Below are 24,086 nucleotides of genomic sequence, written 5' to 3' on the forward strand. Positions count from 1 at the left end.
TCCATTTTTGTTTATCCTGCGGTGGGTTTATTCGGCTAACTCGTAACGAAGAACGCAATTGCCATTAAAATCCCGACAACGACTATTATCCGACGAACCATTTCTTTGGATAACTTTCGTGCAAGGAGCGCACCAACATACCCACCCACTGTTGCTGAAATCATCATGATCAGTGCCCAGTCCCAATTAATAATCCCTGCTATAGTAAATGTAACTATTGATGCAATTGAAAGGATGAACGACAGTAAGTTTTTCAATCCGTTCATCAAGTTAATGTCTTTAAAACCCAAGACCGAAAATAACGACAGCAGAACAATACCTAAACCGCCGTTAAAATAGCCCCCATATGTTGTTACGATAAGAGATATGGCATTGCTCTTAAATGGTGTGAGAACTCTATTTCGTGGTAAAAGTGCCGTAATTTTGTCCCCAAATGCAAACAATGCAGTGGCGAATATCAGAAGATAAGGAACAATGGTTCTGAAAATTTCATTCGGAGTGATGAGGAGTAAAGTCGCACCTAAAACTCCACCAGCAATCGAGATGAACACTAATGTGAGAAGCGGTTTTAATCCGAAATTTTTCAGCTCTTTCATAAAACCAAAAGTGCCACTGAGGTAAGCAGGGAAGACAACAACAGCACTCGTGGCATTAGCGGATACTGATGGCAATCCAACATATACCAAAGCAGGAAACGTCAGGAAACTACCTCCTCCTGCAATGGAATTTAAGCCGCCTGCTAAGAAAGCCGATAAAATTAATAGTGAGGTTTCAAACATCAAATACCGTCGGATATAAATTTCAAATTAGACTATGCATTCCATCTTTGAATAAACGATTTGGTTCTTTCTGAAAATCTCAATTACACTACCTTGAGGGGACAGGTATTAAATTCACCGTTTTTTGTATTGATCTGTCTGGTGAAATTGAGAGTTCAATTATTTTAATGAAACACTTTTTAAAACATAAGAATATCGTTTCATGGGTTCTCGTATCGGCAATAGTTCTAAGCATACTTGCATACCGAGACTTCAATTCTATTCGCACTGGACTGAATGCAAAAGCAACATCACTGCATCGGCTTGTTTCGCAACGTGCTGATCAGCATGATGCTCACTTAACAGGGTTGTCTGCATTAGCCTCAGCAAATGAAAAACCATTAGAAGGGATGATGTTGAATTTATCGGAGACAATTCGGAAATTCTACTCACGCATTGAACATGTTGACCTGATCAAGTTGGACAAAAACAACCCTGAAACAGTTTTTTCAACTCGGTACTCCCATTTAGCACAAGACGATACCCGTGCGATTAATGATGCAGCCTTTGCGTCTGATGGTCGACTACAGATCATCCCGGCATCAAATGGATACTTTTTAGTCAAGCGTTCTCCCAATTCGGATAATGCAAGATATGGGTTAGCACTATTTATCAATGCTGAGAAATTGATAGAGAATGAACTGGATTTCAATTCAAATACACAAATCGACCTAAAAACAAATTCTGGCATGACTGTTTACTCTGTGGGACAACTTGAAGCCACGAATCGATTTACTCGAAACATTTCCTTTTCAAAGGTATTAGGTAGCAGAAGTCAGCCCTTGACATTAGTTGTTACGCTGCATCTGAATGTAACTGACTATATCCGGTGGCAAACAATTCTGCCTGTTATCTTATTCATGGTGTTAGGAATTGTGTTCAGCCAAGCCTTTTTAACACAGCGACAAAAAACAAGACTTGCCGAAGAACGAGCATTACTTGGTGAACATGAAGCAAGAATCGCACAAGCATCACGAATAAATGGATTGGGTGAAATGGCTTCTGGTTTGGCACATGAAATCACTCAACCTTTAACAGCGATCCTTAGTCAAAGTCAGGCAGGAGTTCGTCTAATTGATGCAAGACCGGATGACCTTGAGACTTTGAAACAGGTGCTTGGAAACATATCCAAGCAAGCGAAAAGAGGCGGAGATATTGTTCAGAGACTTCGAACATGGACCACCCATAGCACTGAAACGATTGAAACGTTTGACCTGAATTCTGTTGCTGAAGGTATCCGTGATTTAACGAAAGCAGATTTAAAAGAAAAGGGTGTAACGATTGAAACCACACTCCATTCTAACCCTTTAATGATTCAGGCAGACCATGTTGCGATTGAACAAGTGATTTTCAATCTATCACGAAATGCAGTAGATGCGATGGAGGGGGTCGAGTCAGGGTATCTTCATTTATCGACATACATTGATCAACAATACGCAATTTTCATGGTTAAAGATAATGGCAAAGGCATTGATGAAGAGACACTACAGCACCTTTTCGAGCCATTTTACACCACCAAAGAAAAGGGTATGGGATTGGGATTATCCCTATGTGAAAACATCATCAACCGATACAACGGACAGATTGAAATTTCAAATAATGATGGTGGTGGGGTCACTACACTTGTGAAACTTCCTCTTAAAGACAACGGAACAGGACAATGAATACACGGGTCTATCTGGTCGATGATGATGAAGCCGTGCGTGACGGATTGAGTTTGCTATTACAAACCATTAACTATGATGTTACGACATTTGCGGACCCTATGAAGTTCTTGGATGACCTTCCAACCCTGTCAGCAGGGTGTATCATCATGGATATTCGAATGCCCATGATTTCAGGTTTGAAAGTGCAAGAAAAACTGGTGGAGGCAAACTGTTCGTATCCTATCATTATTATCAGTGGTCATGGCGACATCAACGCTTGTCGCAAGGCATTTAAAAACGGTGCCATTGATTTTATCAGCAAACCGATTGATGAACAGGACTTGATTGATGCTATCCAAAAAAGTGAAGCAGTCCTTCAAAGCGAGAACCAAAAACAAGAAGAAGTAAATGAAGTCATTTCGCTGGTTGAAAAACTTACGCCACGGGAAAAAGAGGTTCTTGAAATGATCTCGCGCGGATGGACTACTAAAGAGATCGCATCAAGTCTTGACCTCTCTCCACGAACAGTAGAAAGCCATCGTGCAAAAATTGCAGACAAGATTGGTACAACATCCGTTGCTGAAATGGCACGGATCGTTATTGAGGCCGGTTTATAGTATCCGTAGCACTACGGATACATAGTCGTTACCCTACGAATTACCACACCAACACAAAAGTCATATCTTAATTCCAGAACAACACATCATGGAGTTAAGGTTATGAAAAACATTCGTTCTACATTTGTTAAATTTGGTTTCGCTGCAATGGGTGCAGCAATGACAACATCTGCAACAGCAGCAGACCTGCCGACTGCACCGTACCTGCCGCTTGAAATGGCACAAAAGGCAGCAAGTGCCGCGATCAAACAATGTAAAGCCGATGGGTTCAATGTTAGCGTTGCGATTGTTGCACGTTCTGGCGAGACAAAAGTTTTGCTCAAAGCCGATGGCTCTGGTCCCCACACGGTTGGTAGCAGCACAGGTAAAGCCTTCACATCAGCAAGCATGGGTCGCCCGACAATGGGGCTGGCAAACTTCCTGAAAGATCACCGTGAATTGGACGGTCTTCGTGACATGGACTCTCGTTTGGTCATTCTCGGCGGCGGACTACCGATTAAAATCAACGGTGCGTTGGTTGGTGGCATTGGTGTCGGTGGCGCACCGGGTGGCGACAAAGATGAAAAATGCGCACAAGTTGGCTTGGCTGCTATTGGTGCTGAATAATTAAAATCGGATCGGGGTATGTGAATTGTGAAAGGAATAAGACTATGTTGAAGAAGTTTGTATATTGCACATTGTTTAGCATTTACCTTCTGTCTGCATCCGACAGCAAGGCACAGACCCCACCGTCTTCCGATGAAGTCACTCAATATTCACCTTTCTTTAAGGCAGTGATCGAAGGTGATGTTGAAAAGACACAAAAATATATAAGTCAAGGTGACGACCTTGAACAACGAGATACGGCTGGTCGTACAGCACTACACATTGCCGCGTATGAGTCTAACGAAGAGATGTTTACACTGCTTGTTCAAGCAGGGAGTAATGTAAATGCATTTGAAAACGACGAGTATGATGTCGTAACAATAGCCGCAGTAGCAAATGACATTGAAATGTTGGAACTGGCTTTGTCATCAGGCGGTGATGCCAAGAATACAACCAGCCCATATAAGGGCACGGCATTAATCGCTTCGGCTCACCTTGGTCATGTCAAAGTCGTGGAAATGCTACTGAAAGCGGGTTCAAACATTGACCATGTGAACAATCTCGGTTGGACCGCGCTTTTGGAAGCGATCATATTAGGGAACGGAAGCAGCAATTATATTAAGGTTGTCGAACTGCTTATGGCTTTTGGTGCTGACAAAGCGATTACTGACAATCAAGGTGTTTTGCCAATTTCACATGCTCGACAAAGAGGTTACACTGAGATCGTTCACTTACTTGAATAAACTTCTCTGGAATATCAAAAAAAGCCCAGTATTCTGGGCTTTATGACAAAAATACTTCACGTTTCATCGGCTATTCAGGAAATGCAAGGAACGTCTTTACAGACCCAAGAAGAACTTGGGATCGCAAAGGCGAAAGAACTCGGTTTCGCCTATAAACTTTGGAATGAGGGTGGGCAACCGTCAAGGTTTGAAGACCTTCACAATAGACCAGTTCTTCGCAAGTTATTGCTTGAAATAGAAGATGGAAAAGTTCACCACCTTTTTGTTTTCAATACTGATCGACTAAGCCGCAACCAGAAAACGTAGGGCGGGATACGATGGAAACTCAAAGAAAACAGGGTGAAACTTCATACAGCATCAGGTGCCATTGATTTTTCATCATCAATGGATGAATTGATTATCGGAATTCTGTCAGAGATCAGCCAGTATGATAATGCGCTTCGTTCTGAAAAAAGCCAAATCGGGAAATTAAAGAAAGTTCAGGCTGGCTGTTGGATGGGTGGACCCGCACCTTTTGGGTACAAACTTGTTGATGGTATGCTTGAAGAAAACCCAGATGAAAGCAAATGGGTTAAACGTATCTATGAACAATATCTGGATGGGGTACCCAACGTTAAAATCAAAGCGGAATTGGAAGAAAACGGTGTAATGCCTCGTCGTTAAAAAAGCGTCATGGTCATTAGGTTCTTTGCAAAAAATTCTTCAAAACACACTCTATATCGGACGATACACCTACCGTGACAAGAAAATGATAGAGCCGTTGGAATGTCAGTGTCCTGCTTTCATTTCAGAAGCCACATGGAACCGCGCTCAAGATAAACGTAAGAAAATTCTGAAACGCAAAGGTCAAATCAATAAGACCAAACACTTCTAACTGTTACGGGATTTCATGTACTGTGCACACTGCGGTAGTTTTATGTCAGCGAGAAAGTGTAATGATGGATGCGAACAGCATTATTACTGCTCCTGTAATGAACGTAATTGGAAGTTAAACCCACCGCAGGATAAACAAAAATGGAAACGCGGCAGAGGTTGCGACATGATCAAATCCCTAAACATTCTTCGTACAGATGAAATCGTTTGGGATACGATTATGGGAACTTTATCTGACCCATCAGAAATTCATAACCAGTTGTCAGAACAATTTGGCATCGACAACAGTTACAGGAAGCGTCGTGCTGCAATTCGCAAGCGTGTTCATAATCTTGAAGAACAGTTAGACACCATTGATACGTCACTGGCTGATGTGGAAACCGATGATCGCATGGGAAAGACCCCCAAGCGTATCTACGACCGAGTTTCTGACAATCTAAACACTGAACGACAATCGGTACTGGAACTGTTGGAACAGGCTTCAATATGCTATAAACACCAAAGTAACGAAGACGGTTGGTTGTTGAATTTGCAAAGTCTGGTGGTTGATTTTGACCGTTTAAACGCTTTCAACAAACGTAAAAAACAAAAATGGCTGTCACAGGTCGTTGAACGTATCGACGTTCAGCACCTTCCAGAAGACAAGGAACACGTTGTTTCTATTGGGTTAAAGGTGCCTCTGTTCACCGATGATGACCTTGGTATTACTGGCAAAGTCCGTTACAGTCGAGTAGGGAACGGGCCTTGATTCCACCGCGTGTCGGTGAACAATAAAGTTGTTAATTTCGATATCTGAGTGAATTTGGCATTCATTCGCTCAGCGGACCATTTTGGATGGGCAACAAGCGGTTGTTAAGGGCATTACAATGAAAGCCCATCACGGGTGGGAAGCGGACGTTGGCTGATATTGCATAGCACAAATAAACTCAGTCAATTGCAGACTTCGCTGTGATTACTGTATCAACCGAAACTTTGCCCAAAGCCTTTTGCGCGACCCTTCATAATATCGTTCTCTTAAGATCGGATTATTTCGCTTTTCAAGGCTCTAATTGCATTAGGGCTCTTAAGATCCTTCTTTTAGTCATAGCTACTATCTTTTGCCTTGATCTCATAATTTAGGTTCATAACTAGTCCTAACAAACGCTCAGGAATTTCTTCAAGAATCATGTTACGCTCAACCGGTAAAAGTTTAAATATATTGGATAATATTCTGCTCGGTGACTGCGTTTCACTTTTGCTATTTAGCGCAACACAATCATTTTCCAATGTGAGTATCTGGCTGAATTTTTAGCTGTTCGGTAAGCCAGCGTTTGGTGCATCTTTGTTGGGCGGCACCAAGATCCAGCAGGGCGATGCGGTTTTGATCTGCGCCCCGTTCTATCATTCCGGTGCGAATTTCAGCAAACAGTTTGAGTTTGGTATTTGTTCGTTGCAGATGGGCTGATAATTTTTCGAAGCGTTGTTCTTTTGAAATGCGATCAAAGAACTGCATTTTGACAAAGAACGGATTACCCAGGAAAAAATCGTAGAGAGTTGCCTCTTCCTCATTGGTATCACTTTCCAACCAGTTCATGAACCAGTCCCGGCCTTTCGGAGTCACCGAATAGATTGTTCGGGTTCTGTTGCTGGCACTGACATCTTTGCGGCCGCTGATGATTTCTTCTTTTTCCAATTTTCGCAGCAGTGGATAAAGCACACCGTCATTAATGGTTTCTGACTGTGAGACACGCGGCGCAAGAAGGCGTTTCAGCTTGTAAGCGTGATTGGGATGTTCCAATAACAAGCCCACCAACGCCTCCCGTAGATTTGTTGACATTTCATGCCCTTATCCAAATTTGACGACGAGCATGGTAGGTTTATGACACCAAGAATGCAAGAGCCCCTCACCGTCAATTGTATAGATCAAATCAGCTAGTGACTTAAAAAATCCCCGACGATTGTGTTGAGTTCTTCTGACGCCAAAATGCGTGTATGGCCATACTCTTCTGTTTTAACGAGAGAAGAGTTTGGATGTAGGGTATGGATTTTGTCACCCTCTGTATGGGGAACAAACTTGTCTTTTTTGTCATAAATCAATAGCATTTTGGAGGTTGGGTTGGTGTAGAATTCCGATGTTTCCAGCTGATTCCATGGAATTTCAAACTGTTTACTGATATGGGCCTTGTATAAAGACATCACGGAGGCCCGTGGATTAAGCTTGCGCCGCACACCTTCAATCGGCGGGAACGGAAATGAGGGAGCACATACGCAAATGAGTTTTTTGGCCTGAATGCGACCGTGATGATGGGCGGCCATCATGGTCATGCCTCCGGCAGAATGGCCGATATAAGCATATATTTCTTCGTTCAAGGAGTTGGACAGGTCGGTGATGTCGCGGATAAAATAGTCCCATTGCGTGTAGTTTTTGCTCGATCTTCCATGACCTGTAACGTCGAATATGATACATCGAAAACCGCGCTTGGCGATTTCCATAGCGTGCGGTGCCATCTGACTTGCCTGTCCGCCCCATCCATGAATGAGAACTACGATCGGTCCTGTTCCCCATTCCCATGCTCGAATCTGCTTTTTTTGGCCCAGATAAATTGGTTTTGCTTGCGAAAGCGCGGCCTGTTCAAATTCGCGGACATCAAGTGGTTTCACAATGCCAGCGGCTTTACCGATTATACGCAAAGCGAGCGTATCTGGAAGGATTGGGAGAATCTTTTTTACAATTTTTGTGGGCATATTGGCTCGCCTTTTTTGAATGAATTAGATTATGTTTAGGTTTTTACTGCCAAAGTTTGAGGGGGCGTCGTCGGCTTCCAGTTTGTTTGATAAACAGAAATTGCGGCAAAAATTCCGTAAATAGACATGCCAATTCCAACAAGCATGAAGAAATGCCGTGGTGTCGCGTCGATTTGCGAGAGGAACAAGCAGCCGATAGTGACAACAATCAGCCGAACAGTTCCAGCCAGCACCGGCCCAAGTACTTTTTGAGCCCCTTGGGAGGCAAAGAGCAGACATAGCCCAAGACCAAAAAAAGCATAGGCCGGTCCCGACCAGATAAGGTACGAATAAGCAACGCCAAGAACTCTGGGATCAGACGTGAATATGTCGGCCCATAAGCCCGGCGCGATTATAACGATCAATCCTATGAGGCCAACAATGAGCGCCGCCAAACCACCGCCATAGGCAGCTGCTCTGCGCGCGCGCGATACATCTCCTGCCCCGATAGCCATGCCGACAATTGGAACACAGGCGACGCCAATGCCAAAGGCAATGGGGATAAGGACCATCTCCAGTCTGGCACCGATCCCATATCCTGCAAGGGCATCCTTGCCATAATGAGCAACGAAACCAGTGGTGATCAGGACTGTCAAAACAGTCTGCAGGGGGGAAATACAGCTAACTAAGCCTACATACAGGATTTCTTTAAATAGATGCCTTTGAAGTCTAACGTTGGAAAATGAGAGAGGAATTCTGGATTTTCCGGCCCAAAGATACCAAAACAGGAATAGAAAAGAGCCGGTAAAGGCGATGACATGACCGTAAGCGATACCGGCCATCCCCAATTCAGGCAAAGGACCAATACCAAATCCCAGGCCACCGCTGATAACCGACTGCATGATCAGAACAAGGAGCAGGATTTGGGAAGGAATTTTCATATCACCGCAACCTCGGATAATAGACATCAGCATACTGGTTTGCCATACGGCGACGGATCCAAAGAATATGACATTTCCATAGGATAACGCCTCAACCACTGCGTCTTCCCGTGCGCCAAGAAAAGAGAATATGGGGCGACCAAAACCCAGCATCAGGCCGCTAAAAACAACGCCGCCAATCAAGCCAATGAGTAATGCATGAATGGCAAGATTTTGGGCACGTTCCTCATCCTTCGCACCCAGAGCCCTGCTTATTGCAGAGGACACGCCGCCGCCCATAGCGCCATTGGAAAAGGATTGTTGCAAAACTATGATTGGAAAGACAACGGCAATACCAGCGAGCGCTGACGTTCCAAATTTTCCGACATAAGCCATTTCGATAATAGCGGCCAATGCTGACGCCAGCATAACAGCCATATTGGGCAAACTAAGCCGAACTAGTGTTGGAAAGATCGGGTCGCTAAGAATGTTTGAGGGGGAAGCCGTTTTCAAAGAAGCTTCTTTTTCCAGATTTTGTAAGGTCATTTTATTTTTATCCATTATACCTATAATCTAGGTATATGGCTATAACATCAAGTTTTCATATATGTCAAATCTAAATTTCTCTTTAGTTGTAATCGTTTTCTAAATTCAGGTGTGCGATCTGTTTTGTCTCGTTCGATTTAGGATGCTGAAACTTGCGGAGTTTCCCACTATTGGATACATCTAATTCATATGTTTGGTATATTGCCTGTTGAAACTCACAAGTTTGCCAAAATTGCGCCTGCAAACAAGGGTTAAACAATCCCATGACATCTTCCAATAGCACCCACCCAGGGCTACTTGCCTGGTCGCTTCTACTCCAGCTCAGTTTGATTTGAGGGTTTGCATTTGCGTCTGCCGTGACTGGTAATATATTAAAGAAGGGCACGTTTTAAGTTATCAAATTGACTATCTTTGCGCGATCGTTCGCTCCTGAGATTATGGATGATGATTGCATTGATGGATGAACGGCAGCTAAGGGCCGCAAGATATTCAGAATGAGCTGCCCAAATCAGAACCTCTCCAGCAAGCGTGGCTGTACAGAAAAGCGTGGAAAATAGGGTTCACTTCTAACGTTATTCATTAGCTCCCAATACATAGAGCGGATAAGCGGATCAGTGATTTCTGTCGGGACGTTAAATCGGTAGGCTTGAATGCCGTCTAACATATAGGGCTGGTATGCGCGTTGAAACTCGGACCGCAGATAGTAGTAAATACCCCAGCGGATCTCATTCAAAAAAAACGCTACTGTCGTCGAACTAGCCATGAAGACATGATCTCGGAACCATTCCTGAAATTCTGGGATCACGAGATAACTTTGACCTTCATTGATGTCAGTGCCATTGTCAGCCAACACTTTCTGAATTTTCCTAACTATGTCACCGAGGCGGGTAAAGCCGTGCTTAGACGCAGTACCACATATCTTCAAATAATTCATCCGCTGGACTGTGATGGTTCCTTCTCGGTTAATCGATGGAAGCCAGACCTTATCCACGCTGACCGATCCATCGAGCCACTCAGCGAAGGATTTGGCTGACGAAGTTAGTAGTGTTGTGTCTCCCCGGAAATGGGGCTTAGCGCTAACATCAAGTATGTTTCCCAAATAAGTCCTAGCAAGGCTTCCCGAACCATGCCGGTGGGAGAGACCAAACGTGCCTCTTCTGGGTAGTGAAAGGAAGTCGGCAAGAATGATCAAGAAAAGTTTGCTACACTCGGAGGTCTGAAACATCAGAATCGTTTCTCTTAGGCTATGCTTTTTTTCGAAATGAGCGTAATGCACCATTGACCCGATTAGGTCCCAAACGGCTGAAAGTACGATGATCTCGCGGTCAAGATCTGAATACCGGGCTGGTTTCATAAAATTATATTAGACATGTTGCGGCTTACTGCAAACCCTCATTAAAATTGACCAATACTTAGTGCCTACGACATTCACCAATGTCCGCTTCGGGCCGAAAGTGCTGACGAAATGATGAACGTAACACCCTTTTATTTTAGACAATCGTCTTTCTCATGGGTCCTGATCAGGGCCCGTACTTCCTGTTAGCGTTGATAAATCAGACTATTGTCTTCGTTTAAAAGAGGGCTTGTAAAAAGGGAACAGTTTTATGGTATGATTTTCTCTGGTATCAATGGTTTAGATTGGACCGATTTAACGACATTATGGTATTCTCACACGCGCCCATTATTCAACAGCATGTAACCGGTTGTGCCCTTGCGAGTACGGCATGGATTGCAGGACTGAGCTATGAGCGGGTTCTGGCCCGCGCTGAAGCGTTGGACATTGACATAAAGAACCCGACCCTGTGGTCAGAAACAACTGAGGCCCGGCGGCTTTTACAGAGTTATAAGGTGCAATTATCTCCTGACGAAATCCCGTTTACAAATTGGGAAAGTCTGCCAGACCGGGCACTTCTGGCGGTGAAGTGGCATTTAGAGAAGGGAAAACCTCATTGGCACTGGGTTGTTTTTACGCGATTTGGTAACGATCCGATTGTAATGGACCCTAAAAAAGGGCTAAAAAACAACATTCGAAGGGATTTTGGTCGTATAAAACCCAAATGGTTTATCGAAATATTCAATCCTTGAACGTATAACACTCGGGGTGCGGCGTGGCGGTACCGTTTTTTGGTGAGGGCCCCTAGAATGGATATGATATTTGCGACCAAGTTTTTTGGGGCGCTTTTTGCAATTATGAACCCTTTTTTGATCTTGCCGATCTTTCTGGCGATGACCAGTAAAGAAACGGTCAAACAGCAACGTGTTATTGCGGTGCAGACGGTTCTGTCCTGTTCGATCCTGTGTATTGTTGTAGCGTTTGCTGGCCATAATATTATCGGATTTTTCGGTATTACCGTTGATCATTTCAGGATCGCTGGCGGCATTGTTTTGTTTGGTATTGCTTTTTCCATGCTGAACGGTCGGGAGATGTCGTCTCATACAGGAACAAATACGGAAAAAAACTATCTGGATACTGAGGGTGGGGTAGCATTTTATCCAATGTCCTTTCCCATCATTGTTGGACCAGGTACGATTACAACCCTGACCATTTATGCGTATCAGACGAAAAAGATGGAGCAGTATGTTGCTTACGGTGCATCGTTGTTATTGATCATGGCCATCATGCTGATCGTTCTGTTTTTTGCCAGTGCGATTGGCAAGATGCTCTCCAACAAGATACGGATCATTGTGACGCGTATAATGGGCATGATGCTGGTTGCGGTATCCGTTGGAATGGTAACAACAGGTTTAAGTGTTTTATTGCCGGGGCTCGCTGGATAAGCAGACGAAGATCCTGCTTTACCTGACTTCAGCGAAAACCCCTAAAATATGAGTGACAATACCGTCCTCGTTTTCGAGCGGGCAATCAACAGATTCAAAATTGATAAATTCTTTGTCCAGGATCGCAAGGTCCCCAAAACACTGATACGCCACCTTTTCGGTTGCAACCCTTCGCATATGCTTGGCTAACAGGCGGTCATCAAGGCTGCCATTCTCGTCAGAAAATTCGTGATTAAGGGTTCTGCGGCCGATCAGATCCGCCACCGTATCACCATGAAGGCGATAGAGAAAATGACCAGGCCCCAGAACTTCGATTAAGAATATGTTGGCGGGTAAACTGCGATGCTGTGTGATGTCGAAATCAGTGCGCGAGGGAAGGGCCGGGGCAAACCCGGCCCACCATTCAAACAACCTGCGGGGTAATGGAGAAACGAACTGATCAGCAGATAGGGCCGGGACCCTTTCTACCTTATTAAAATTTTCTTCGCGTTTTAGGTCCCGGTTTGGATCCTGCTCCATAGTCTGTACTGCCTCTACTTAATACTAAACGCGCTAGGTCGCTAAATTCTGGCGATGCCCAGCAATACTTTGTGCTTCTATAAAAATACGCCGAATTTGTGGAAACTCAGCCTTAATAAGTCGTTCCAAACGGGATGTGGACGCTTCAACTTCATTTGCCCCCATCTCTTCTTTAAAGTCGACACTGATGTTCAGCAGGATATCATCAGGGCCTAAATGCATGGTCAGTGTTTCATTAACGGCCAGAATTCCGGGATCACTTTTGATAATGTTTTCGATTTTCCCGGTTACTTCAATCGATGCACTTTCACCAATTAACAGGCCTTTACATTCTATGGAGAGAATGATGGCGACTGATGCCAGTAGAATACCAATGAGGACGGATGCAATGCCATCAAAAACAGGCGCATCGTAGTATTGCGCAATTGAAATACCGACGAGGGCAATCAAAAGACCCAGCATCGCGGCAGTGTCTTCCAGCAAAACCGTAAAGATGGTCGGATCTTTACTGCGCTTGATTGCCCGCCAAAGACTTTGTTGGCCGATCACTTTTCTGAATTCACGGTAAGCAACAGACCAAGCCCAGCCTTCAAAGATAAGGCCAAGGCTCAAAATGGCGTAGTTCCAGTTCGGATTTTTGATCGCTGTCGGTGACTGGATCGCATGAATACCTTCATAAAAGGAGATACCGGATCCCAAAGCAAATATAAGGATCGCCACCATGAAAGACCAAAAATAAACCTCCATACCATATCCAAACGGGTGGAGTTTATCGGGCTGTTTTTTTGCACGGGACAGGCCAAGCAACATGAGTGTCTGGTTGCCTGTATCCACCAGCGAATGTATGCCTTCACTGAGCATGGCAGAACTGCCAGTTACCGCGGCTGCCGTAAATTTTGACACAGCAATCAGAAAATTACCAATAAGTGCCGCATAAATAACCTTTTTTGAACCGCTGGCCAAAATTTTTCCTTGAACTTTTATATCAATGGGTCGGACCCGCCGACAACAGATTTGAGAGTAGTTGGACAAAGTTAAAATTTCCATGTGAAATCGAAGAAGTGGCTAATTTTGTCTGAATAGGCAATTGCGGCTGTGAAAAATCTGCCTTAAACTCTCGCCTCCTTTTCGCGTTTCTATTCTGGAGGCAGCAATGCTTGACGTCACTGAAAATCCCTTGAACCTCAAAGACCCTCAACTTTTTCGTCAGCAGGGCCTGATCGATGGAAAATGGTGCGACGCAGATAGTGGTGCGAATTTCGAAGTTACCAATCCGGCAACAGGCGATGTGATGGGAACGGTTCCGAAAATGGGCGCTGCAGAAACGAAACGGGCGATCGATGCGGCCAAGAAAGCCATGCCCGCCTGGGCAGGCCTTACGGCAAAAGCGCGGGCGACGATTTTACGTAAATGGCACGATCTGATGATTGAAAACACGGATGATCTGGCACGCCTGATGACCATGGAAATGGGAAAACCGCTCGCCGAAGCCAAAGGTGAGGTTGCATATGCCGCGTCATTTATTGAATGGTTTGCCGAAGAAGGGAAACGCATTTACGGCGACACAATTCCTGAACATCAAAGCGATAAACGGATCATTGTGTTAAAGCAACCGATCGGCGTCACTGCGGCCATTACACCCTGGAACTTTCCGATTGCGATGATTACACGTAAAGCAGCGCCTGCGTTGGCCGCAGGGTGTCCAATGGTGATTAAGCCAGCGGAAATGACACCGTATTCGGCCTTTGCCATGGCGGTTTTGGCTGAACGAGCCGGCGTGCCCGCTGGCATTTTAAGTGTAGTAACCGGTGTGCCACAGGATATCGGCGGCGAAATGACCAGTAATCCGGATGTTGCCAAGTTGACCTTTACCGGATCAACAGCAACAGGAAAGCTTCTGATGGAGCAATGCGCAGCAACCGTCAAAAAAACATCCATGGAGCTGGGCGGCAACGCGCCGTTTATCGTATTTGACGATGCAGATCTGGATGACGCTGTTGAGGCGGCTCTGGCGTCAAAATATCGGAATGCCGGTCAAACCTGCGTTTGTGCCAACCGCCTTTATGTTCAGGAAGGCGTATATGACGAATTTGCAAACCGCTTGGCCGAAAAAGTGAAAGGCATGAAAGTTGGGAACGGACTTGAAGACGGGGTAACACAAGGGCCGCTTATCAACGAAAATGCTGTTAAAAAAGTTGAAAGCCACATTGAAGATGCGCTGTCAAAAGGCGCTAAGATCTTGGTCGGCGGTAAACGCCACGAATTGGGCCATACATTTTTTGAGCCAACGATTTTGACCGGCGCCACGACAGATATGAAAGTTGCGCGCGAAGAAACCTTCGGACCCATGGCGCCGTTGTTTAAATTTAAAGAGGAAGACGAAGTCATTGCCCTTGCCAATGACACGGAATTTGGGCTGGCGGCCTACCTTTGTGCCCGTGATATTGGCAGAATCTGGCGTGTCAGTGAAGGTCTGGAATATGGAATTGTCGGAATTAATACAGGCATCATCTCAACCGAAGTTGCCCCTTTTGGGGGTGTGAAACAATCCGGAATTGGACGAGAGGGTTCAAAATACGGATTGGATGACTATCTTGAGATTAAGTACATGTGCTTGGGTGGCTTGGATAAGTAACACAGGCACGAATAGGGCGGGCGCTCTTTTATAAGGAATAGACTTTTGGCTTTTGATTATGATCTTTTTGTGATCGGTGCAGGTTCTGGCGGAGTCCGGGCCTCTCGTATTTCGTCTTCCATGGGGGCGAAGGTTGCGATCGCGGAAGAATTCAGAGTTGGCGGAACATGTGTCATTCGTGGCTGCGTTCCGAAGAAATTGTTCGTGTATGCAAGCCATTTTGCGGAAGATTTTGAAGATGCTGAAAATTATGGCTGGACAGTTCCAAAAGCCAAACACGACTGGAAAACCCTGATCCGTAACAAAGACACGGAAATTGATCGGTTGAACGGCATTTATCATACAATCCTGAGCAATAATAATGTTGAGCTGTATGAAAGCCGGGCGACAATCCTGGATAAGAATACCGTTCAGGTGGGCGATAAAACAGTTACTGCGAAATATATTCTGATTGCTACTGGTGGCACGCCAACCATGCCGGACGTGCCGGGCATTGAACATGCCATTTCGTCCAACGAAGTCTTTCATCTGGACGAAATGCCCAAGCGTGTTGTTGTTGTAGGCGGTGGTTATATTGCTGTTGAATTTGCCGGAATTTTTAACGGCCTCGGCGCCGACGTAATCCAACTGTATCGCGGCGAACAGATTTTGCGGGGCTTCGATCATCATGTGCAGGCCATGGTCGCTCAGGAGATCACGAAGAAAGGCGTGGATTTAAGAACACATGCCAACCCGGCAAAAATTGAAAAAACCGCCGATGGACTGGCGATTACTTTGGAAGACGGTTCTGTCATCGAAGCGGATGCAATCATGTATGCTACCGGCCGCCGACCAAATACCGAAGGCTTGGGCCTTGAGGCGGTAGGGGTCGAAACATCCCTTAACGGTGCGGTCGTGGTCGATGCTTTTTCAAAAACCACCGTGGATAGTATCTATGCTGTGGGCGACGTTACCGATCGGATCGCACTGACCCCGGTTGCCATTCATGAAGGGATGGCCTTCGCAGAAACAGTGTTTGGCGGCAAGCCGCGTGCATTTGATCATAGCAATGTGCCGTCAGCCGTGTTTTCGCAACCCCCTGTTGGGTCTGTGGGTCTGACAGAATTGGAAGCCCGTCTTCAATTTGGTGAAGTGGACATTTACAAGTCTGAATTCCGTCCCATGAAGCAAACCCTTACACAGGGAAGCGAACGGGCCATGGTCAAATTGATCGTTGATCGTGCCACGGATCGTGTTCTGGGTGTTCATATCGTCGGTGCTGATGCAGGTGAAATCATTCAAGGCATTGGGATTGCTGTTAAGTGCGGTGCCACAAAAGAGCAGTTTGACGCCACTGTAGGGGTGCATCCCACACTGGCTGAAGAAATTGTCACGATGCGCGAAAAATATACCGGGGACTGAAAGTTTACCTCGGGTTTGCGCCATAAACACTGATTTGTGGCGCAAAAATGAGCAATTTGTGTGCCTACACACTGCTTAAGCATTGCTTTCATCGTAAAAGCCTGTAGTAATTTGTAAAAAATGCTGTTTTGCAGTGCGAATATCTGTTTAGGGAATTAAGACAATGTCAAATTTGTGGACACCTGAAAGCTGGAGAGAGAAGCCAATCCGCCAGGTTCCGACATATACCGACGAAGCGCTTCTACAATCTGTTGAAAAAGATCTGGGCGATTTTCCGCCGTTGGTTTTTGCAGGTGAAGCGCGGAACTTGAAGAAAAAACTGGCTGAAGTGTCAGAAGGCCGTGGTTTTCTGTTGCAGGGTGGTGATTGCGCTGAAAGCTTTGCCGAGTTCCATCCGAACAATATCCGCGACACCTTCAAGGTTCTGTTGCAAATGGCGGTTGTCCTGACCTTTGGTGCAAACAAGCCCGTTGTAAAGGTCGGGCGTTTGGCCGGTCAATTCGCGAAACCTCGCTCTTCAGATACGGAAGTGATCGATGGCGTCGAGCTTCCAAGTTATCGCGGAGATATCATCAACGGATTTGATTTCACGGAAGAAGACCGTATCCCTGATCCAAAACGGATGCTGACGGCTTATTCTCAGGCAGCGTCGACGCTGAACCTGTTGCGGGCTTTTGCACAAGGCGGGTACGCGGACCTGCATCAGGTTCAACAGTGGAATATGGGATTTGTTGCCAGTCGCCCGCAAGGCGCCCGTTACAAAGAAATGGCAGACCGTATTCAGGAGTCACTTGCCTTCATGGAAGCATGCGGCGTCAATTCTGAAAATACACCGGCCATGGGCAAAACAGACTTCTTCACGTCGCATGAAGCCTTGTTGCTTCGGTATGAACAGGCCCTTACCCGCATCGATAGCACTTCCGGTGAATATTATGACACGTCAGCCCATATGCTTTGGATTGGCGATCGTACGCGCGACCCGGATGAGGCGCATGTTGAATTTTTGCGTGGTGTTTCAAATCCGATCGCAGTTAAAGCAGGCCCTTCACAGGATCCTGATACACTGCTTCGTCTGATTGACACTTTGAACCCGGAAAATGAAGCGGGCCGAATGACGGTAATCTGTCGTTTTGGCGCGGGAAATGTTGAGAAGCATTTACCAGCCCTGGTTCGGAAAATTAAGCAGGAAGGCCGCAACGTTGTCTGGTCCTGTGATCCGATGCATGGAAACACCATCAAATCGGGAACAGGCTATAAAACACGTCCTTTTGATCGTATACTGTCAGAAGTTCGTGAGTTTTTTGATGTTCACGCAAGTGAAGGGACCTATGCAGGCGGCGTTCACTTTGAAATGACCGGTAAGGATGTTACTGAATGCCTTGGCGGTGCTTTCGAAGTCACTGAAGAACGCCTGAGTGATCGGTATCATACAGCATGTGATCCTCGTTTGAATGCAAATCAGGCGTTGGAGCTTGCTTTCCTGATTGCCGAAACCCTTAAGAAAGAAAGAGGTAATGACGTTTCAGCTGCGGCTGCGTCATAATCTTCGGGCAAATGAATCAGCAATCCATAAAAACCGGCCTGACGGCAGTTGATCAGAGTATATCTGATCATACAGATCAGTATTTTAATAAAACGAAGAAGGTCGTCCGGGAGTTTGGCGATAAAATAGTCACTTACGCCATTTTTATGCGGCGTCCGGTTATCTTTTGCCCTCGCCTTGTTGTCGAATGGTTGGAAGAGATCAATCGTCTTCGAGGATATACTTTTCAGGTGGAACCCTGTTTTGAAGAAGGTGACTGGGTTGGGGCAGGCGAGCCGCTGATTTATATCACTGGCAGTTTTATTGATCTTGTTGATCTTGAGACCTTGTATCTTCAGAAACTTGGTTCCGCCTGCGTTGCCGCTTATAACGCGTATCTGATGTGCGGTCATTTGCCCAATGCTTCGTTTTTGGCAATGGATGCGCGCCACTGTGCCGGTTCTGAAATGGCAGAAATGATGGCCTATGCTGCATCGGTAGGCAGTAAAGCTGCGCAAAACGAGCATGGTGCAATCGGTTTTATTGGGAATGCCAATGACAGCACAGCTCATTATTTCGGGAATACAAAAGGGCTCGGCACCATGCCGCATGCCCTGATTGGATATGCGGGCAGTACGCTCCGTGCAGCCGAAATGTTTATCGAAAGCTTTCCCGGTGAACCGATCACGGTCCTTGTGGATTATTTTGGTAAGGAAATCACCGACGCGCTTGCCGTATGTCACCGTTTCCCTGAGATGGCGGCCGATGGCTTGATCTCTATTCGAATGGATACCCATGGCGGGCGATTTATCGAAGGGCTGGATCCGGCTGGATCTTATGCGGTTGTCGAACGTTACATGCCGAAAGGTATTCGTCAGTATCGGTCTGAAGAAGAATTGAAATGGATCGTCGGGACCGGGGTCTCGGCGGCAGCGATCTATCGCATGCGCGAATGTCTTGATGAAGCAGGTTTCGACAAGGTTCGGATTGTTGCTTCCTCAGGTTTTTCAGCAGAAAAATGTCGGATCATGGGCAGTCTGAATGTGCCGATTGATGTGATCGGGACCGGGTCCTATCTCCCCTCCAGCTGGACAGAGACTTATGCGACCGCAGATATCATAGCTTATGACGGTGAACCCAGTGTGAAACTGGGCCGGGAATTTTTGTTGAAAAAGGAAAAATAGTGTCTCTTTTGGGATAGGGCCGCAAGAGGACAGGCGCTATACCGCCTGTCTTTGTCTTATGACGCGTATTATTAGCGTAAGTGATCGGATACAGCCCCGTGAGATCAGCTTTATCGGCATGTTGGCCACTATTATTTGGAATCGCCTTGATGATGCTCGGCAATGGTTTGCAGGGCAGTCTTCTAGGTGTGCGCGCCAATATCGAAGGCTTTCCGACTGCACTGACCGGTTTCATCATGTCAGCCTACTATGTAGGCTTTCTTTTTGGATCGATTGTCACTCCAAAAATTTTGGTTACAGTGGGCCATGTCCGTGTATTCGCGGCATTGGCGTCGCTTGCTTCCACGACCACGTTGTTGCACGCCGTTATTCCCGATCCGTATATGTGGGGGATTTTCCGGATTATTACAGGCTTTTGCTTCGCCGGGCTTTATATTGTCAGTGAAAGCTGGCTGAACGATGTTGCGAGCAATGAAACCCGCGGGCAAATCCTGTCCTTTTATATGACAATCATATGGGTTGGTATGGCCGGCGGACAGTTCCTTCTGACCGTTTCCGATCCGGGCGGATACAACCTTTTCATTATTGTTTCTGTACTGGTTTCGTTTGCGCTTATTCCATCAGCGCTCACCGCGTCGCCACTCCCGAATATGGAGACGACCCGCAGTCTGGGCTTGAGGCAGCTTTACAAGATTTCTCCGTTGGGGGTAATTGGTGTTTTCTCAGTTGGTGTTGGACATGGTGCGTTTTTCGCTATGGCCGCGGTATATGCGGGCTTGATCAACCTGTCATTGATTGAAATTTCGACCTTTATCAGTGTGAGCATTATTGGAGGGGCCCTGTTGCAAATGCCAATCGGTCGACTGTCAGATCATTTCGATCGTCGGCAAGTGATCTTTGGCACGGCCATTTTAGCCGCTGCAACCGGCGCCATGATGTTTGTCCTGCAGGATGGCGAGAGTAAACTCCTGTTTTTGTTGGGAGCAGGGGTCTTTGGTGGCTTTTGTATGCCGATCTATTCTTTGTGTCTGGCGCATACAAACGATTATCTTGAACCCGACGAAATGGTGGCCGCGAGTAGTGGGTTGATTTTGACCAATAGTGTGGGGGCGGTAATCGGCCCGTTGATCGTCTCTTTTCTGATGTCCAGTTTTGGTGCGTCGGCCTTCTTTGTTTTTCTGGCAACAATCTTTGCGTTTATCGGGTTTTTTACCCTGTACCGCATGAGTATTAAAGAATCTGTTCCGGTCGATGAACAGGTTGAATTTGTGGCCATGCCAATTCGTTCAGGAACCATGGTTCCAGTCATGAACCCTGAATCAGAGGAATGGATTGAAGATGAACCCATCGATTTTGAACATTATGAAAACAAGGATATTACCCATCCGTTCTTTCTGAGCAAAGCGTCCATGAGCATAATGGAAGATTATGTTGAAGATGATGACGAAGACGATGAGACCGGTAGTATTATGGACGACGGTCCCTCCTTGTGGAACCGAAACGGCTAACAGACTGTTGTCTGCCTGCCGTCTTTTCCAGCGGATTTGCAAAAAAGACGAAACTCCCCATTGCTGGACGGGCAAAGGAGAGTTAAAACCTTTGCATGACTGATAAATTACGTATTGCAATGGCACAGGCCAACCCGACATTGGGTGATATTGCAGGAAACATCAAATTGGCGCGCGAATTTCGGCAGGAAGCTGAAGCGGATGGCGCTGACCTGATCGTTTATCCCGAACTTTTCTTGAGCGGATATCCGCCGGAAGATCTGGTTCTGAAGCCCGCTTTTATTCGAAGCATCAAAGCCGCTATTGACGAGCTTACAGAACTGACACTGGATGGCGGACCGGCCATGTTGATGTCGGGACCGGTGTCAGAGAACGGGAAGCTTTATAATTCTGTTTTCCTGTTGGAAGATGGGAAAATGTCGGCCATTCGTCATAAAGCCAAATTACCTAATTATGGCGTTTTTGATGAAATGCGAGTATTTGACGCAGGGCCGTTGCCCGGGCCAATCCCGTTCAAAGGGGTCCGTCTCGGTGTCATGATCTGCGAAGATATGTGGTTCAATGATGTGGCCGAATGCCTTGCTGAAACGGGTGCAGAATTGCTGATTGTTCCCAATGGCAGCCCGTTTGATCATGAAAAAAGTGACTCCCGTATCAATTATGCGGTGGAACGTGTAACCGAAACCGGTTTGCCATTGATGTATGTTAATCAGATTGGCGGACAGGACGAACTTGTGTTCGATGGCGGGTCTTTTATCCTTAATTCGGATCGATCCTTGCCCGTGCAGATGAGTTGTTGGAAAGAGGATCTTCTGATCACGGATTGGCGCCGCAATGATGAAGGAGCTTGGCAGTGCGACACGGAGCATCTGAAAGATCCCGGTGCATCATTGGAACGGGTTTATCATGCCATGGTTCTGGGTTTAAAAGATTATGTGGAAAAGAACAAATTTCCGGGTGTTGTTCTGGGCCTTTCTGGCGGAATTGATAGCGCCCTAAGTGCCGCTGTTTCCGTTGATGCATTAGGAGCGGACCGGGTTCATTGTGTTATGATGCCGTCCAAATACACCTCACAGGAAAGTCTGGATGATGCCGCGGAATGCGCCCGCCTTCTTGGAACGCGTCTGGACAGTGTTCCAATTGTTCCCGCTGTTGATGCTTATGAGACCATGCTGGGCGGTCTGTTTGAAGGAACTGAAGCAGATATTACCGAGGAAAACATCCAGTCCCGTGTGCGTGGCGTGACGTTGATGGCTATTTCCAACAAATTTGGCAAGATGGTTCTGACGACTGGCAATAAATCCGAGATGTCCACCGGCTATGCAACAATTTATGGGGATATGTGCGGGGGATACTCTGTCCTTAAAGACCTTTATAAAACCCTGTGTTTCGACGTTTCGGAGTGGCGGAATGCGAACATGTCGACTTTGTTCAAGGGGCCAGCTGGCGCTGTAATGCCCAGCAATGTGATTACCAAGCCGCCGTCTGCAGAATTGCGTGAAGATCAGAAAGATGAAGACAGTTTGCCTCCTTATGAGGTTCTGGATGCCATTTTGCATGCGCTTGTGGAGGAAGAGAAATCCTTTGCGGAAATAGTTGCTGCAGGCTATGAACGCGAAACTGTTAGCCGAATTCAAAACTTGCTTTATATTGCAGAATATAAACGGCGACAGGCTCCTCCTGGCGTGAAAATTACGACCCGAAATTTTGGTCGGGACAGACGCTATCCTATTACCAACGGATACAGAGATAAAAGATGACTGCAAAATTTAGATTTGCCCCTAGCCCGACAGGTTTCCTTCATGTCGGGAACGCTCGACTGGCGCTTATTAACTGGTTGTATGCCAAAAAAACGGGCGGCCAGTTTGTCCTGCGTTTGGATGACACAGATGAAGAGCGGTCAACCGAGGAATATGCCGTTGGTATTCAAGACGATTTGACATGGCTGGGTCTCGATTGGGATGACCTGAAAAAACAGTCGTCACGGAAAGAGGAATATGATCGGGCAATTGACGCGTTAAAATCGTCAGGTCGGGTGTATGCCTGTTACGAAACCGCAGAGGAGCTGGAATATAAACGTAAGCGGCAGATCGCCCGAAAAATGCCTCCCGTTTATGATCGGTCCGCCTTAAAACTGACCGAAGACGAGATTGAAAAATTCAAAGCAGAGGGTCGTAAACCCCACTGGCGTTTCCTGCTGGATCAGGAAAAAGTGACCTGGCAGGATGATGTTCGCGGTGAAGTCAGTGTTGATTGTGCCAGCATGTCAGATCCCGTTCTTATTCGGAGTGACGGACGCCCGCTTTACCATCTGCCATCCGTTGTGGATGATATTGATTTTGGAATTACCCATGTTATCCGGGGCGAAGACCATGTAAGCAACACAGCCCTGCATATCCAGATTTTCAAAGCCCTTGGCGCCGATGTTCCCGCATTTGCCCATCTTCCGTTACTGATGGGGCCGGATGGCGGCCCCCTGTCTAAACGGGAAGGCAGTCAAAGCCTGCGGGAGCTTCGAGGCACTGGATTGGAGCCAATGAGCATCAATAGCCTGCTTGCCCGACTTGGAACGTCTGACAATGTGGACGCGCAGGGAGACCTGGCGGCGGTTGTTGAGGGGTTTGATATCAATCGGTTCAGCCGTGCAGCTGCAAAATTTGATCCAGCGGAACTTAAAAACATTAATGCCCGCATCCTTCATGAAATGTCATGGGAGCAGGCGTCCAAGCGGCTTAACCTTGAAGGGGCCACCGAAGCATTTTGGCTGGCTGTTCGGGGGAATCTTGAGACAATCAAAGATGCTGAAGGCTGGTGGAACGTTGTCTGTGGTCCGATTACACCGGTTGTTGAGGATCCCGAATTTCTGGCAAAGGCCGCTGAATTGCTGCCAGAAGGGCCGTTGGATGCGGGAAGCTGGAAGATTTGGACCACTGCAGTGAAGGACGCCCTTGGCGTGAAAGGAAAAGCCCTTTTCATGCCTTTGCGTCAGGCGCTGACCGGACGGTCTCATGGTCCGGAAATGAATAATATGTTGGTTTTGATCGGGCGTGAAAAAGCGCTCGCGCGTCTTGCTGGTAAACAGGCCTGA

22 protein-coding genes and 1 pseudogene are annotated in these 24,086 nt (G+C 46.4%); 17 read left to right on the forward strand and 6 right to left on the reverse strand.

The annotated features are described in order from the left end of the window. Positions 1–35: 35 nt before the first annotated feature. Positions 36–779, reverse strand: a complete 744-nt coding sequence (locus OIR97_RS09615) for a sulfite exporter TauE/SafE family protein (protein WP_169545424.1) — start codon at positions 777–779, stop codon at positions 36–38. A gap of 167 nt (positions 780–946) precedes the next feature. Between OIR97_RS09615 and OIR97_RS09620 the strand changes: the two genes are divergently transcribed. The 7 genes and pseudogenes from OIR97_RS09620 to OIR97_RS09645 all read left to right on the forward strand — a co-directional run bounded on the left by OIR97_RS09620 (position 947) and on the right by OIR97_RS09645 (position 6,030). Further along, positions 947–2,482, forward strand: coding sequence for a sensor histidine kinase (locus OIR97_RS09620; protein ID WP_169545425.1), 1,536 nt, complete (start codon positions 947–949; stop codon positions 2,480–2,482). Further along, positions 2,479–3,081 carry a response regulator transcription factor gene (locus tag OIR97_RS09625; RefSeq protein WP_169545426.1) on the forward strand — a complete coding sequence of 201 codons (603 nt, stop codon included), beginning with the start codon at positions 2,479–2,481 and terminating at the stop codon, positions 3,079–3,081. The genes OIR97_RS09620 and OIR97_RS09625 overlap by 4 nt, the downstream gene beginning before the upstream one ends. Before the next feature lie 147 nt (positions 3,082–3,228). After that, positions 3,229–3,687 carry a heme-binding protein gene (locus OIR97_RS09630; protein ID WP_169545867.1) on the forward strand — a complete coding sequence of 153 codons (459 nt, stop codon included), beginning with the start codon at positions 3,229–3,231 and terminating at the stop codon, positions 3,685–3,687. Between the two features lie 44 nt (positions 3,688–3,731). Next, positions 3,732–4,409: an ankyrin repeat domain-containing protein gene (locus tag OIR97_RS09635; RefSeq protein ID WP_169545427.1), complete on the forward strand. Its 678-nt coding sequence runs from the start codon at positions 3,732–3,734 to the stop codon at positions 4,407–4,409. Between the two features lie 81 nt (positions 4,410–4,490). Further along, positions 4,491–5,072: pseudogene (locus tag OIR97_RS18800) on the forward strand (recombinase family protein). Positions 5,073–5,097: 25 nt separating this feature from the next. Continuing rightward, positions 5,098–5,283 (forward strand): recombinase family protein, encoded by a 186-nt coding sequence (locus OIR97_RS18805; protein WP_169545430.1) that lies wholly within the window; start codon positions 5,098–5,100, stop codon positions 5,281–5,283. A gap of 165 nt (positions 5,284–5,448) precedes the next feature. Then, positions 5,449–6,030 carry a hypothetical protein gene (locus tag OIR97_RS09645; RefSeq protein ID WP_169545431.1) on the forward strand — a complete coding sequence of 194 codons (582 nt, stop codon included), beginning with the start codon at positions 5,449–5,451 and terminating at the stop codon, positions 6,028–6,030. 507 nt (positions 6,031–6,537) lie between these two features. Here OIR97_RS09645 and OIR97_RS09650 read toward each other — a convergent pair. The 3 genes from OIR97_RS09650 to OIR97_RS09660 all read right to left on the reverse strand — a co-directional run bounded on the left by OIR97_RS09650 (position 6,538) and on the right by OIR97_RS09660 (position 9,451). After that, positions 6,538–7,098: a PadR family transcriptional regulator gene (locus OIR97_RS09650; RefSeq protein WP_169545432.1), complete on the reverse strand. Its 561-nt coding sequence runs from the start codon at positions 7,096–7,098 to the stop codon at positions 6,538–6,540. Positions 7,099–7,193: 95 nt separating this feature from the next. Then, complete coding sequence (locus OIR97_RS09655) at positions 7,194–8,006, reverse strand: alpha/beta fold hydrolase (protein WP_169545433.1); 813 nt, start codon at positions 8,004–8,006, stop codon at positions 7,194–7,196. Positions 8,007–8,041: 35 nt separating this feature from the next. Beyond that, positions 8,042–9,451, reverse strand: coding sequence for an MATE family efflux transporter (locus OIR97_RS09660; protein WP_169545434.1), 1,410 nt, complete (start codon positions 9,449–9,451; stop codon positions 8,042–8,044). A 769-nt stretch (positions 9,452–10,220) separates the two neighbouring features. Between OIR97_RS09660 and OIR97_RS09665 the strand changes: the two genes are divergently transcribed. The 3 genes from OIR97_RS09665 to OIR97_RS09675 all read left to right on the forward strand — a co-directional run bounded on the left by OIR97_RS09665 (position 10,221) and on the right by OIR97_RS09675 (position 12,229). Then, the gene (locus OIR97_RS09665) at positions 10,221–10,484 is read left to right on the forward strand and encodes a hypothetical protein (protein WP_169545435.1); all 264 of its coding nucleotides are present in this window, start codon (positions 10,221–10,223) and stop codon (positions 10,482–10,484) included. Positions 10,485–11,110: 626 nt separating this feature from the next. Continuing rightward, a complete protein-coding gene (locus tag OIR97_RS09670; protein WP_169545868.1) occupies positions 11,111–11,536 on the forward strand; it encodes a hypothetical protein in 426 nt (141 codons plus the stop codon). Positions 11,537–11,593: 57 nt separating this feature from the next. Further along, positions 11,594–12,229, forward strand: a complete 636-nt coding sequence (locus tag OIR97_RS09675) for a MarC family protein (protein ID WP_169545436.1) — start codon at positions 11,594–11,596, stop codon at positions 12,227–12,229. Positions 12,230–12,247: 18 nt separating this feature from the next. Here OIR97_RS09675 and OIR97_RS09680 read toward each other — a convergent pair whose 3' ends face one another. Further along, positions 12,248–12,748, reverse strand: a complete 501-nt coding sequence (locus tag OIR97_RS09680; protein ID WP_169545437.1) for a PAS domain-containing protein — start codon at positions 12,746–12,748, stop codon at positions 12,248–12,250. A gap of 33 nt (positions 12,749–12,781) precedes the next feature. Then, on the reverse strand, positions 12,782–13,711 hold the full coding sequence (locus tag OIR97_RS09685) for a cation diffusion facilitator family transporter (protein WP_219821717.1): 930 nt from the start codon (positions 13,709–13,711) through the stop codon (positions 12,782–12,784). A gap of 214 nt (positions 13,712–13,925) precedes the next feature. Between OIR97_RS09685 and gabD the strand changes: the two genes are divergently transcribed. The 7 genes from gabD (at position 13,926) to gltX (ending at position 24,086) form a co-directional block, all read left to right on the forward strand. Beyond that, on the forward strand, positions 13,926–15,383 hold the full coding sequence (gabD, locus tag OIR97_RS09690; protein ID WP_181017940.1) for an NADP-dependent succinate-semialdehyde dehydrogenase: 1,458 nt from the start codon (positions 13,926–13,928) through the stop codon (positions 15,381–15,383). Between the two features lie 45 nt (positions 15,384–15,428). After that, the gene (gene gor / locus OIR97_RS09695) at positions 15,429–16,784 is read left to right on the forward strand and encodes a glutathione-disulfide reductase (protein WP_169545439.1); all 1,356 of its coding nucleotides are present in this window, start codon (positions 15,429–15,431) and stop codon (positions 16,782–16,784) included. Positions 16,785–16,947: 163 nt separating this feature from the next. Next, the gene (locus OIR97_RS09700; protein WP_169545440.1) at positions 16,948–18,327 is read left to right on the forward strand and encodes a class II 3-deoxy-7-phosphoheptulonate synthase; all 1,380 of its coding nucleotides are present in this window, start codon (positions 16,948–16,950) and stop codon (positions 18,325–18,327) included. A gap of 11 nt (positions 18,328–18,338) precedes the next feature. Then, positions 18,339–19,490: a nicotinate phosphoribosyltransferase gene (locus OIR97_RS09705; RefSeq protein WP_169545441.1), complete on the forward strand. Its 1,152-nt coding sequence runs from the start codon at positions 18,339–18,341 to the stop codon at positions 19,488–19,490. A gap of 149 nt (positions 19,491–19,639) precedes the next feature. After that, positions 19,640–20,998: an MFS transporter gene (locus OIR97_RS09710; protein WP_169545442.1), complete on the forward strand. Its 1,359-nt coding sequence runs from the start codon at positions 19,640–19,642 to the stop codon at positions 20,996–20,998. Positions 20,999–21,093: 95 nt separating this feature from the next. Next, positions 21,094–22,758: an NAD+ synthase gene (locus OIR97_RS09715; RefSeq protein ID WP_169545443.1), complete on the forward strand. Its 1,665-nt coding sequence runs from the start codon at positions 21,094–21,096 to the stop codon at positions 22,756–22,758. Beyond that, a complete protein-coding gene (gltX, locus tag OIR97_RS09720; RefSeq protein WP_169545444.1) occupies positions 22,755–24,086 on the forward strand; it encodes a glutamate--tRNA ligase in 1,332 nt (443 codons plus the stop codon). Before OIR97_RS09715 ends, gltX begins: the two co-directional genes overlap by 4 nt.

It is taken from the genome of Sneathiella aquimaris (genome assembly GCF_026409565.1).
GTDB classification, from domain to species: Bacteria; Pseudomonadota; Alphaproteobacteria; order Sneathiellales; family Sneathiellaceae; genus Sneathiella; species Sneathiella aquimaris.